The 14008-nt window shown below is 53.9% G+C and carries 4 protein-coding genes and 3 pseudogenes; 4 read left to right on the top strand and 3 right to left on the bottom strand.

Annotation, left to right across the window (positions count from 1 at the left end):
* Positions 1-957: 957 nt before the first annotated feature.
* Entirely contained in the window at positions 958-1986 is a 1029-nt protein-coding gene (locus tag FBQ85_15410) for a LacI family transcriptional regulator (protein ID MDL1876535.1), read from the top strand.
* The gene (locus FBQ85_15405) at positions 1983-4151 is read left to right on the top strand and encodes a T9SS type A sorting domain-containing protein (protein ID MDL1876534.1); all 2169 of its coding nucleotides are present in this window, start codon (positions 1983-1985) and stop codon (positions 4149-4151) included. Before FBQ85_15410 ends, FBQ85_15405 begins: the two co-directional genes overlap by 4 nt.
* Before the next feature lie 259 nt (positions 4152-4410).
* Here the strand turns inward: FBQ85_15405 and FBQ85_15400 are convergent.
* From FBQ85_15400 to FBQ85_15390, 3 pseudogenes are all read right to left on the bottom strand, one after another.
* Positions 4411-4817 (bottom strand): annotated as a pseudogene (locus tag FBQ85_15400) (T9SS type A sorting domain-containing protein).
* A gap of 2148 nt (positions 4818-6965) precedes the next feature.
* A pseudogene (locus tag FBQ85_15395) lies at positions 6966-11045 on the bottom strand (hypothetical protein).
* Positions 11046-11261: 216 nt separating this feature from the next.
* A pseudogene (locus tag FBQ85_15390) lies at positions 11262-12284 on the bottom strand (hypothetical protein).
* A gap of 893 nt (positions 12285-13177) precedes the next feature.
* Here FBQ85_15390 and FBQ85_15385 point away from each other — a divergent pair.
* Both FBQ85_15385 and FBQ85_15380 read left to right on the top strand, forming a co-directional pair.
* The gene (locus FBQ85_15385; GenBank protein ID MDL1876533.1) at positions 13178-13453 is read left to right on the top strand and encodes a hypothetical protein; all 276 of its coding nucleotides are present in this window, start codon (positions 13178-13180) and stop codon (positions 13451-13453) included.
* The gene (locus FBQ85_15380) at positions 13422-13739 is read left to right on the top strand and encodes a hypothetical protein (protein MDL1876532.1); all 318 of its coding nucleotides are present in this window, start codon (positions 13422-13424) and stop codon (positions 13737-13739) included. The genes FBQ85_15385 and FBQ85_15380 overlap by 32 nt, the downstream gene beginning before the upstream one ends.
* Positions 13740-14008 lie beyond the last annotated feature (269 nt).

Here is a 14008-nt window from a genome sequence, read left to right as displayed (position 1 = left end):
GGCAATCAAAGAGGAAAACCCAAATACCAACGTCCCGAAGAGGAAAAGAACGTTCAATCGCTTGCGACACATGGCTCTATCTCCGTTGATTTTAATAAATCACAACAGGCGCATCCCAACTTAAGAGCATACACGCTCCCATCTTTCCAGTGAGAGCGTTTACAAAATAATGTCGAACATGGGCGAGGCTATCACATCCTACCCGGTTGTTGCGAAATCGGTAACTTGAGATTTGGAAAAATAAATTTCAGCCTTTGTGGAGTTCGGGAAAATAAAAAACCGCTAAACGAGTTACTTTTGAAGCGTTTACAATTATTAGCTAATGTATCTCTTCATGAGTAACCACCTGAGCGGTTTCAAAAAATGCCAAGTTGTCCAACGTCGAAACGGTCGCGAACAATATAAATTTAATAATTACATCATTATTATTTAAAACTCCTGCCTTGAATCTCGAAAAAAGTTGAAACCCTGTAAGCTTAGCCTAATTTTGTGTGGAACTATCCCCGCTAGTTTTCGAAAACGTTTTCGCAAAAATAATCGAAGAATGCTATCAAAGCAACAATTATTTTTGTTTTTTAATTTTTTCTTTTTAGCTTCACCTGCATTACGTCAGGCCATGATAGGAATATCCGCTTAAATACAGGCTTGTGGCAGATTTCAGCTCACGCAGCTTATCAGAATGTAACGTATCAATTCACGAAAACGGTTTCGCTGTTCACACAATTTCACTGCCTCTCATTTCACCTAGCCTCCGCCCGAAGGCGCCACCGTCCGGGCGGTTGTTAATAGATTCATCTGTTGTATATTGAATTTATATAAACCCCAGGAGTGACCGCCCGGACGGTATCTTGATTTCGAGGGGGCTTATAGAATTTATTGGCAAGGAAACGCTGCCAAAACAATTATCGGAATGGACCGAACACAGCCTGTGCACGACTTCGTGGAGAAAGAGCAATTATGAGCGATGCCATAACCATTAAAGACATTGCGAAATTGGCCAACGTTTCGCAATCAACCGTTTCAAAAGCGTTGAATGACCGGCCGGATATTGGCCTGGAGACGAAAGAACACATTCTCCGGATTGCCGAGCAGCACAACTTTCTTCCCAACGCTTCGGGCAAGGCGCTCAAGCAAAAGCTGACGGAAAACATCGGCGTTATTTTCCGCCGCGACGACAATCCGCTATCGAGCAACCCCTTCTATTCCCGTGTGCTGGAAGGCATTGAAGCGGAATTGGCGTTCAATGACTACAATCTCATGCTGCATCTGATTCCCGAGCAAAAACTGCCCGTGTTGCCCAAAATGGTGCGCAAGAAACAAGTGGACGCCGTGGTGCTGGTGGGAATCAAACACGAAGAATTCGTGCGGCAATTGCAGCTTGCCAATGTGCCGGTGATATTGGTCGATCCCAAAACCGACATTCCCAATTGCTCGCAGGTGTTGATCGACAACGAAAACGGGGCGTTTTTGGCAACGCAGCATCTCATTCGCAACGGCCACAAAAAAATTGGCTTCATTTCCGGCGAGCTTTCCAGATTCAGTTTCAAACAACGTTTCGACGGCTACCTCAAGGCGCTCAAATATCACGGCATTCCCGTGGAAGAAAATCTCATTCGCGCCGGCGGCGTTGAAGCGGGCTATGATCTCACCCGCTCTCTGTTAATGTCGGACAACCGCCCCACGGCGATTTTTGCGGCCAATGACATCAATGCCATTTACGGCTACAAGGCCATCAATGAATTCGATCTGCAAATTCCGGAAGACATCAGCGTCGTGGGATTTGACGATATCGATCTTGCCAAAATGGCGGCTCCGCCGCTGACGACGGTGAGGGTTTACAAGGAAGAGCTGGGGTCCGTTGCTGTGCGCAACTTGCGGCAAATGATTCATGAAAAATCGACGGTGTGCACGACCACGATCATTCCCGTACGATTCATTCAACGAGAGTCGGTACGAAACCTTGCAAAAACGGAAAACGCGACATGAAAAAACTTCTCGTGTGCCTGGGGATTGGTTTGATCTTTTTGACGGGACAAACAGCCTTTGCCCAGGGCAGCCGCATTCGATACAACAATCAAGACTTGTTTTTGAGCGGCGCGAATTTGGCGTGGCTGAATTTTGCGGGAGACATTGGCCGCGGCGACACGGATTTAAATTCGTTTGCAGATATTCTGCTGCAAATGCACGATCATGGCGGCAATGCGCTGCGCTGGTGGCTGCACACCAACGGCGCGGTTTCCCCGCAATTCGACAATGCCGGCTTGGTGATTGGGCCCGGCAACGGCGCGATTCAGGATCTCAAAAACGTTTTGGATCTTGCCTGGGAACGAGAGATTGGATTGAAGCTGTGCCTTTGGTCTTTTGATATGCTGCGCGCCTCGAACAACGCCACCGTGCTTAATCGCAACATGCTGATGTTGACGGATACAACGTACACGCGGGCCTATATCAACAACTCTCTCATTCCGATGGTGGACTCGCTCAAAGGCCATCCCGCCATTATCGCATGGGAAATCTTCAATGAGCCGGAAGGCATGAGTAATGAATTCGGCTGGGCGGATATCCGGCACGTGCCGATGTCGAACATTCAACGCTTCATCAATCTGTGCGCCGGCGCCATTCACCGCACTGATACCACCGCGCAAGTCACCAGCGGCGCGTGGAGTTTTCATGCCCTCACCGATGTGCCGACCACTTCATTTGCAAAAATCGGCGCAGAGTTGGCGCAATTGAGCCTGGCGGAAAAAGCGCAAATGGAAGCGCGCTTCGCACAAAAATACGGCATAAGCCTGTCTGTCGAAGAGATTGTTCGTCACCTGCAACGCGCAGCGAGTCAAGCCAATTACAATTATTATTCGGATAGCCGCTTGATCGCGGAGGGCGGGGATGTTGACGGCACGCTCGATTTTTATTCCGTGCATTATTACGACTGGGCCGGCACTGCGCTCTCCCCTTTTCATCATCCGGCAACGCGCTGGGAGCTGGACAAACCACTGTTGGTGGCGGAATTCGCCATGCAAAACACCTTCGGCGTGTTGAAAGGCGATTTATTCAAAACGCTGTTCAACACCGGTTATGCGGGCGCCTTGCCCTGGTCGTGGACGGATGTAAATTTCTCTTCGCATGCCGACATGCTGGCGGGCATGCAGTATTTGTGGGATAATTTTCGTCCTGCCGTGGATGTTAATGGCATCGGCGGAGACTGGCCGCTCGTCACCATCACGAGTCCAGCTAGCGATACCGAATTTCCAGATGGCGCTGACGTCACGATCGCAGCGGAGGCCTCGGATAATGATGGCGCCGTCGTTCTGGTTGAATTTTTCGCCTCGGATACGCTCAAAATTGGCGAGTTGTACGCCGCGCCGTACACAATCACCTGGAGCAACATTCCGCCCAATGTTTACACGCTCATGGCCGTTGCGACCGACGATCAGGGCCATCAACGAAAATCCAATCGCGTGACGATCAAAGTTGGTTCGCCGCCCATGACCCGGCTCGAAGCAGAAGCAGCGGTCTTCTCCGGCACGCCAAATGTGATCGTCGATCCCTCGGCGAGCAATCGCGCGTGTTTGCGCATGCAGCAAACCGGCACGATTACCTGGCAACTGCCCGAGGTGCCTGCCGCCGGAACTTATGAAATTGTGTTCGGCTATCGCCTGCCTTATGACACTCCGAAAACGCAATATCTCAACATCAATGGCGTGCGCGTCACAAGCATCGTATTCGACGGCAGTTTGAATACCTGGCTGGAGAAAAAACTGAACGTCAATTTGGCGCAAGGCCGCAACACGGTTCAGATCGAATTGTTCTGGGGTTGGATGGATATTGACTACTTGAGTGTTCCCAGCAACCTTGTCACTTCGGTGGCAAGTCACGCCGGGCCGCCGGTCGACTTTTCGTTGCAGCAAAATTTCCCCAATCCGTTTAATCCTGCCACAGCGATTCGCTATTCCCTGGCCAAACCCGAACATGTCAAGCTGGCGGTTTACGATCTGCAAGGCCGGCAAATCAATATTCTGATTGACCAAAAACAGAACGCCGGATTGTATGAGATTTCATTTGACGGCAGAAGGCTTGCCAGCGGTTTGTATGTTTACCGTTTGCACGCCGGCGCGTTTGTTGAGGAAAAGCGTATGATGTTGGTCAAATAATTCGGCGCCAAATTTTGGCGCGAGCGATCCGAACCGGAGGATAGCCCCGAAAACGCGCTATTTTTTTGATAAGGTTTCTGCAACGGCTTGGCCGTTGCATTAAAAGCGCGAGGAGCACGCGACCACAAGCCTTAACCAATCTGAGGTTGGAACGTTTCCATACCAAAAGCAAGAAATCAAAAAAAGAAAGCCCGCTTTATTTTTATAAAAGCGGGCTTGAGGAAAGCTCAAACAACCAACGCCGCTGCCTTCGACAGGCTCAGGCACCGGCACAGCAACCAGCTACAAGCAACCAGCAACCAGCTACAAGCAACCAGCAACCAGCTACAAGCAACCAGCTACAAGCAACCAGCAACCAGCTACAAGCAACCAGTAACCAGCGTCAAGCATCCAGCCTCATTTTGCCAACACCATCTTCCTCGTTTCTACAAACCCGCCTGCGATTTCCAGGCGATAATAATAAATGCCCGAAGGCACAGCCTCGCCGGTGAAGTTGCGGCCGTGCCACATGACAGTGTGAAAGCCTGCATCCTGTTGGCGATTCACCAGCCGCATCACGACTTGCCCAAGCGTGTTGAATACGGTCAATTTCACATGAGACGGCTGCGGCAGTTGATACGCGATGCTGGTCGAGGGATTGAAGGGATTGGGATAATTTTGCTGCAAAGCAAACGTGTTCGGCTGCGCGACTTCGATTTGAATCGGGCCGTGCGTGGTGACATTGCCGTTGGCGTCAATGTCTTCGAGCTTGTAATAATAACGGCTGCCGGCTCTAACCTCTTCATCACTAAACAGATACTCGCCATCGCTGCGCGACGCAATGATCACCGCATTGCGTTTGAGATATTGGCCTTCGCGGCTCGTGCTGCGCAGAATATTGAAACCAACATTGTTCTTCTCGACCGCGGTTTTCCACTGCAATGTCACGGCTTTGCCGCTGGCTGTGGCGGAAAAACTCACCAATGACACGGGCACGCGGATCCACCAATCGGTTGACACATTATCAACGCCGTCAGACACCGTGACTTGAATCGCATTAAAACTCTCGGCGCTAATCAGCGTGTAACTCGACGAGTCCCCGCCCACCGGCGCGCCGTTGCGATACCAGGCGTAACTCAACGGATCACCATCAGGATCATTGGCTTGCACGCGCAAGGTGATCTTGCCTTCTTTGCCGGGACCGGGCAACAGTGTCGTGTCCGGCTTGCTGGGATTGGCGTCGCCAATCGGGCTGCGGCTGATAATGCGCGGCGGGCGATTGCGATTCAACACTTCGATGCGCACAATTTCAATATCAACGCCGCCGCGATTATCGCGCAGATAAAACGCAGGCTCGTAAACGCCGGCCGCGTTGAGATTCGGCACCCAGGAGAAATACAACGTTGCCAATGAATCAAATGTCGCGCCGGGCGGCAAATTGCCCGCGCCAAAGCGAATTGGGTCGCCGTCATCGTCGCCGCCGCTCAATTTGAATTCGATGCGATCGCCTTCGATGACGCGCTGGTCAGGTACATCAACTAAAATTGGAAAGTTGTTGGTGAAGCCATTGGCAATGAACTCGACTTCGGGCAGGCCGGAACGAAGCACTTTGACGCGATTCACCCCGGGGTTCGGGCCGAGCGTCAACCGCACGGAGGCCACGCCGTTGCTGTCGCTGTTCGCGCCGGCATTGGAGAGATTCGGCTGGCCGTTCAAATAGCCGCCGCCGGCCGTGATCACAAAATTCACGGATTCATCCGGCGCCGGGTTGCCATGGCGATCGGTCAATTTTATCTGCAAGGGAAAATTCAGCGGCTTGTTGATCGTGCCGCCTTGATTGTTGGTGCGCGCCACCGGCGACATGGCAGCCGCCGCTGCGGCGCTGGCATAAACCGTTACGGTTTGCGCGGCAATCGGCAAGCTCGCCACGCGCGCCCGGATTTTGCGCGGCCCGCTGACATTATCGAAAACAATCGTAAAGCTCACAATCCCGCCGTCTTTGCTCATCACTTCTTGCGATGCCAACGCGCCGGTGCCGGAGAGCAATTCCAATTGCACCGGAATGCCGTCCACGCCGTTGCCGAAGCGATCGCTTACACGAAACGCAGTGACGGAGAGGGCGCTGCCGACCGGCGCCGAGGGTATGCCCGTCACGAGTGAACTCATGCAGCAAGGTTGGCCGCCGATGGCATTGGCGCGAAAATCAAGCGGCGAGCCGTCTAATCCTTCCGAGGTCACGCGCAGCGTGTTCAGCCCGAATTGATCGCCCATTCGCCACGCGATCGTGGCTTTGCCGAAAACATTGGTCGGCATTGCAGCGCGGCTCACGCGGCCGCCACCGAACGATATGGCAAAATTCACATTGATGTTGGCCACCGGCCGCCCGACATTGTCCGTGACTTTGACGGTAATCGAGTCCGGCAATTCTTCGCCAGCGATGCCGGTTTGATCGTTTCCGGAAACACTCACCAGCTTGCGCGCGGGGCGATCTGCGCCGGTGGCAGTTAGAATGATCGGCGAGTTGTTTAGGCCGCCGGCTTCCGCCCAAATCTGGTTTTCGCCGATGGTGGTTCCAACAACATAATACGCTTCGGCAATGCCCGCCGCATCGGAATTCACCCGCAGCGTGGCATTGCCGCCCACAAAACGGCCATCGCCGGTTTTCACCGAAAACGTCACGGGATGCCCGGCCACACCGTTGTTGAAACGATCCTCAACTTTAATGCGGATAGGATCCGGCGTTGCCGTGTTGAGATTGCCGGTTTGATTGTTGCCGCCGGCGAGGGATATTTGTTGCGCCGTGAGCGAGAGAAACTGCACGGTCGAGCCGTTGGTCACGGTAATGCCGCCGGGAATGCGCGCCGTAATCGTTTTTGCGCCGGCGCGCCGCGAGGTGAAGCTGCCTTTTGTTTTGCCTTCGGCATCAGTTTTTTGTGAAGGCTGAATAATGTCATTCGGGCCGTTGGTGATCTCGAGAATCACGGCTTGATCGACCACGGGATGATCGTAGACGTCGCGCACGTAAACAGTAACCGGCATGGGCGTGACGCCGTCTGCCGGCACCGCGCCGCTTGCTTGCACATACGAAGTCACAGCGCTGGGCTTGCCACCGGTGGCAAACGCAACAAAACGAATGGGAGAATTTGCCAGCGGATTCACGCCGTCATTCGCTGTGGCATGCACGATTTGGCTGTCAGGCCTGACGGCCGGACCGAGGCGCAGCGTTAATTGCGCAATGCCGTTATTGTTGCTGATCACCGTCGAATCGTTTGCGCCGCTCACAAAGGTGCCGCCGCCGCGCACGACGGTAAAGCGCACGGGATAATTCTTGACGCTGTTGCCGTTGGCGTCGCGCACGCGCACGCGGAACGGTTGCGCCAGCAGCTCGCCGGAGCTGCCGTTTTGGCGATCGCCGCTATCCAGCGCCATACTGCGCGCGGCGCTGGCTTCAGCGCTGGCAAAAAATTTCAACGGAGAATTTGCCAATGGAATCGAGCCGTTGCCCGCATGCGCCTCCACAATGTTGTTGAAGCTGCCCGCGGTCGGGCCGAGCGTCAGCGTTATTTGCGCTCTGCCTTCGGCGTTGGTTTTCACCGTGTCACTTGCCTGGCCGTTAATATTGCCCCCTCCTGCTACAACTTTAAAAATGACCTCGACATTCGCGACGTTATTGCCGTGTTTGTCAACCACCCGCGTCACGAACGGCGCGCCAAGCTGATTGCCCACCACGCCGGTCGCGCTGTCGCCCGAAACCGCTGCCAACGTTGCAGGCGCATCGACTTCGGCGGTCGCGGTGAATTGCAAAGGCGAGCCGGGCAGCGTGGGATTGCTGATCGCCGTGGCGCGATTGATCACCGGACGAATACCGAGCCGCCAGCGCAAACTCGCGCGGCCCAGAGAGTCGGTTTTCAGAGATTTCTGTGTGCCGCCACCTTCAAATTTGCCGCCGCCTTCAGTGATATTGAAATTCACGTCATGACCGGAAATGCCCTGGTCGGCAGAGTCGAGCACGGTTGCGACCAGCGGATTGCGCAAAAATTGATCGACGATACCCTCTTGCTGGTTGCCGCCGGTGATTTTGATTTCACGCAAGCCATAATTCACGACAGTAAACGTTTTTGGTGAACCGGTCACGGGCTGATTGTTGTAAGTCGCTGACGCGCGCACTCTGTTGGTTGCCCCGGGCGCAGGATCGCAAAGCAAAAACGCCTGGGCCTCGCCGTTGGCGTTGGTGTTGATAGTGATCGTTGCATTACCGGCGAATGTGCCGTTGCCTTGCGTGACTTCAAACTTCACCGGAAAACCGGGCAGCGCCGTGCCGTTGACATCGTTGATGCGAATGGTAAGCGGCGTGCTCAACACGTGGCCGGCCGAGCCGCGCTGATTGTCTCCCGCAGTTTTTGTGAATGAGGCCGGAACCGCAGCAATGCCGGTAAACGTCACCGGGCTGCCGCTCAAGCCGCTGGCAGAAGCTTCCACCGTGTTGACGGTGTTAGTTTGCGGACCAAGCACCAATGTGACTTGCGCCTCGCCGTTGGCATTCGTCGCAATGGTTTTCGTGACACCGCCGCCTTGCAATTGGCCGCCGCCTGCTGTGATTGTAAATGTTACTGGCACACCGCTCACGCCGTTCACGCCGCTGGCATCCGTAACTTTTGCCACAAAGGGTTTGCTCAGGGGCTGATTCACCGAACCGACGAGATTGGTTTCACCCGCTGCCTTTAAGATTGCAGCGCTGCCGGCGGTAACATTTGCTGTAAAATTCACCGGACTGTTGGTTAGATTGCCGACCAACGCGCGCGCCTGCACTTCTTGTGCGCCGAGCGTATCGCCCACGGTCCAAATTGCGCCAAGACGTCCGGTGTTATCGGTGGCGGGATAGAGCTGCACCTCATCTACAAAAAAATGCGCGCTTGCACTGGTTTTGAATTGCAGCGTGCGGCTGCCGGCTGCGCCATTCAAACCAAACAAACGGTATTGCACCCAATTTCCGCCGCTGGCTGCCGGCGCGAGATCAACCGTTTGCTGCGCCAACTCGCCTGTGCTGCTGTTCTGCTGCCAAACCATTTGAGCGCTACCGCTGATCACTTTCGCCCAGAACGTGAGTACATAACTCGTGTTCTCCGCATACTGCAGCGGCTGACTCACGCCAACCCCCGCGCGGTTGGCATTGATTTGCAGGCTGCGGCTGCCGGCCTGGGGCGCATTGGTGGAAATCGCCACCTCCGTTGCCGTGGGGGAATTCAATAAATTCCACGAGGTGGGCGCCGTGCCGGAGACATTCTCAAAACTGCCGTTCTTGAAATTGGTATTCACGGAAAGCGAGCCGCCGCCGGTCTTCACCACAAAATCAACCGGCACATTGGCAACACCGGCATTGGTTTCATCCAACACACGAACCGTGAGCTTTTCAGGCAACGCTGTGCGGATTGCGCCGGTTTGGCCATTGCCACCGACACGATTGAATACTGTCGCAAAGTTGGACGTTGCCGTGGCCGAAAAAACCTGTGGAGAGTTGGCCAGCGGAACGCCGCTCGCGTTGTAGCTGCGCGCTTCAACTTTGTTATTCGCTTGCACGTGGCCAAGCGTGAGCGTCGTTGTGGCCCGGCCCTCACGATCCGTCACACTGGTATAGTTACTCAGCTTGCCGTCGCCGGCTGTGATCACCCAACTCACCTGATGGCCGGCAGTCGGGTTATTGCCGGCATCAAAAACACGCACAGAGAACGGCAGAGCCAATTCTTTTCCAGCCTTGCCGGTTTGATTATTGTTTGCAATATCCGCCAACCGCGCCGCCGCGCCGCCGGAGGCCAGCGCTGAAAATTTCGCCGGCGTCAAATTGCCGTGCCTGGCCTCGATGGTAATTTCGCCCGAGGTTTGGCCAAGCGTTACAAAAGCGCTCGCCTGGCCGCTGGCATCGGTGACAAATCCGGGATCTTCGAGACCATTGGGCGTAAAGCTCAAATTCGAGGTCACGATGAATTTGTCGAGCCAGGTTTCTTCATAACGCGCCTTGAACTCGATGGTGTGCTGGCCAGCCGTGAAATTGAATTGCCGGGGATTGAATTGCGGATTCTCAACAGCGCCGTTGCCGCGATCGCTCAAACGATTCCAGGTCCATTGATTGTTGGTTTGCCCTTGGAAAACGTCATAAATAAAATTCGGGCCGCCATCGACGCTGATGCTCCAACTTCCGGCGGGCGCCTGATTTTTGCGGCTGCGCGTCCAGATGATGTAGGTTCCGGCCAGCGGGATGTTGAACGTGTACGTGGCTTTGGCATCCTGATTGTTGCCGGCGGGATAAGTGATATATTTGCCGCGCGCCGCGTTGGCATCATCGCGAATGCTGAGCGGGGCTTGAATTGTTCCGGATTCTGCTTCGATGCGAATATGGCCGTCACTCGCCGGCGGTGGAATCACAGTCGCCTGGCCAGTGGTTACTACAAAATCCACGCTTTTGCCGGGTGTGGGATTCGCATCAGCATCATTCAGACGCACGACCAGCGGTTGCGGCAAAGTTGCGCCCACGGCTCCGACTTGATCGTTGCCCGAAATCGCGGTAATGTTCGTCGCAGCATTGATGGGCACGGAAATCGTTATCGCATCGATGGCATTTTCAGGGCCGGCAGCCGCCAACATAAAACCGGCAAACGAACCGTTCTCGCGCTTCTCACGATCCGTCAACTCGCGGTCGAAATTGCCGTTCACGAAAACCGTAAATGAATTGAATTGATCAGTGATGTTGTACTCCACGCGTATGGTCGCGCCCGGGCCGATGGGGCCGCCGAAGGAATTTCCGCTGTCGATTTGATTCACCAGCGCGCCGTTCTGCACCTGCCATAAAATCGTTTTGCCGGAGGAGTTGTTGTGTTGAATGAAATAACCGGAGGGGTTTATCACGGCATTGCTTGCCATCACCAAAATGCCGCTCTCGTTGATCGGACCGGGCACGGCGGATTGCGCCCAGGTAATCGACACTTCGCGCGGGTTGCGGCGTGTGCTCAACAAGGCGGATTGATAACCTGAACCGTTGTTTTGCACGGCGCCATTGACAATGCCGAGAGCAGACCCGGCCACCCAACCTTCACCGAGCGCCGGGCCCGGACGCTCAAAATTATCCGTCACCGCCGCCAGCAGCGCGGTGGTGGCTTGCACCGTGTTTGAGATGTCGCCGGCGTTGCCGCCGTCATCAACGCCTTTGACAGCGAAATAGTAAGTCGTTCCGCCTTGCAAGCCGCTGATTTCGAGACTTTCGATCATGCCGGCTAACGAAGGCGTTTTGACTCCGGTCGCCCGCGCCGCCAAATTGAAATTCGCGGCATTGATGGCGGTGGTCGAGTAGCGCACGTCATAACTCGTGCACTGGCCGATAGCGCCATCATCACCGGGCGCCGTGAATTGCAGCGTCACACTCGCTGCGCTGGAACCTAACACACTCAAATCTGTGATTGCGCCAGGCGCTTCCAGATCGCTGGCTGTGGTCGCAAAAAAATCGTCGATGCCGTTGTTGGTGGCGCCGTTGATCTGCACGCCCGCATAAAGTTCGCCGGCATTCCCCTGCCGTTTTTGCTGGTCAACCAGCACGCCATCGAAGACCCCGGCGGTGGTGAGGGTAAACTTGTGGCCGTCGTTATCCGTGGAAATTTCAACGCGAAAGAGATCGTTGTTTTGTGGCGCGGGCGCGCGCGCCGGTTCGATTTGAATCGGTGGATTTACCGGCACGCCGTCGCGCAATTCGTGCAGGCGAATGCTGCTTTCACCGGTGGCCAGATTCGTGTTGTGAAAAACGAGATAGCCGTCTGCCGTATTCGGATCGTCGCTGTTGAGCATCACCGCCAGACCCGTGAACGCGCGGCCCAAAGCATCCGAATTCGAACCATATTTGAACTCGACGATGCGCGGATTCGTCATGTTCTTGGGAATCGCGAGAAATCTGTCCCAGGCATCAATGGTCGAGGTATTGACAAGCTGATTGTTCTTGATTTGCATCGCGGCATTCGCCGTCCAGTTGCTGCCCAACCCCGGGCCGCTGCGGTTGAAATTATCGGCAAACTCGCGAATCACTTGCGGCGCATGGTTTTTGCGAATCTCTTCGAACCAAACCTGCGCGATAACGTCATAGCCGGCGTCGTTGGGGTGAATATTGTCGAACATGCGGCTGGTCTGCCAATTCGGATCCGCAACGAAACGGCTATGCAAATCAACCAAAAATATTTTGAGGCCTTGCGCCTTTTTGAGGTTTACCAATTCGGGCAGCAACGCATTCAGTTCCTCCACGTTCGCTTGCTTGCCGTCCTTGCGCGGCGTGAGTGTGGCCAGATAAATCTCGATCAGCGCATTGAATTGAAAAATATTATCGACAATCTCGCCCAATTCATCACGTGTACTGCCGACGGTTTGATTCTGGCCAAGATCGTTGGTGCCAACATGCAACAGCACGAGATTGGCGGGATTCTTTTGCAGATATGATTTAACATTATCGCGAATCATGTCCGCGCGAAAGCTGCCGCGACCCTCATGCTGGGTATCCGGGAAACCGGTGCCGTTGCTCAGACTGCCAACAAAATCGAAAGCAATGCCTTCATTGGTAAGGCGCGCATACAATCCGCTGCGATACGCGGCATCGTTCGAGGAGCCGTCGCCATCGGTGATGGAATCGCCGAGCGGCATGATTTTCAATTGCGCGCTCGCGGCCGAGGCCAGGAGCAACACCGCCAACAACAACCGCTGCACGAACGTTGCAGTTTTTTGAAAATGATTTTTGTTAAGGTGAGAGGGCGAAAAAATCGGGTTGGTAATCCAAAACGCGCTCACGATGTCATCTCCTAGGGGGTAAATTCCTGAATCGGCTTCGCCTTCGATGGCGGAGCGAACGCATTCGAAAATTTCTAAATCGGTTTGGAGCTACAAAAAGCCAGCTCTACGGGATAAGTAGTTTCTAGCAAGATATTTCACCTTGCCTTCTTCGCTTTTTTCGCGTATTTTTTTCGGCCAAAAACGTCTCTTGTAACAGTCACCACAATTATCAGAGTTTAGGAGTCTGTGTTATGGCAACAGCGATCAGCATCCCCGATAGACTCGTCTCCAGAATTTCAGACGCTGCAAAGAAAAAAGGCTTTGCCAAGCCGGAGGATTTCGTGGCTCGCCTCATTGAAGAAAAGCTGTTAGAATTCGAGGAGCACGAAAAAATTCTCGCAATTACGGACAAGGTTCGCGTTGGTTTAGAAGCCCAGGGCATCAGCGAAGAAGATACGCTGAACGAGTTTGAATCATTTCGAAAACGCCTATACCATGACCGAACCCAGGGAAACGATAACAGTTGACGCAAATCCGTTGTTGGCTGCTCTGCGTGGCGGCAAGACGAGATTGGTACTCTTTTCTGGAGAGTATACTTTCATAACGACGGAGCGAACGACTTGGGAAGTCAAAAAATACCTTCCAATACTTGCACAAAAATCCGAAGTTGATGAATATGAGTTGTTTTACGCCTTCGACCATTTCCCCATCATCGCCGCACCTGCCATCATTTATGACGACAAACGCCAATCGGCTGAAAGCCTCATTGCCCACCGCAACCTCAAAGACATCGATATTTTGGCGCTTGCATAAAATTCAAAACTCCCATCTGGACGAATGATCGGGACTTCGAAAATCTCTCGGATCTTGAAATATTTACAACCGCAAAGATGCTTGAGAAGCCAGCCACACACAAGGCTTAAACAACGTCCCCCAATTATCCCTCCAGGTCATCATCGTCTATCACCAAAGTTTGTGTGGTATTGAAGTGCACCCCTAAAGTTGGACACTCTTGCTAAGGAATACCTGAACGGTTATATTGGTCCAACCCCAAGGGAGCACGAACATGTCAAAGAATCGCA

It is taken from the genome of Cytophagia bacterium CHB2 (assembly GCA_030263535.1).
Lineage (GTDB): Bacteria > Zhuqueibacterota > Zhuqueibacteria > Zhuqueibacterales > Zhuqueibacteraceae > Coneutiohabitans.
Note: the sequence above shows the minus strand (reverse complement) of the source record. Positions and strands in the feature narration are given on the sequence as shown.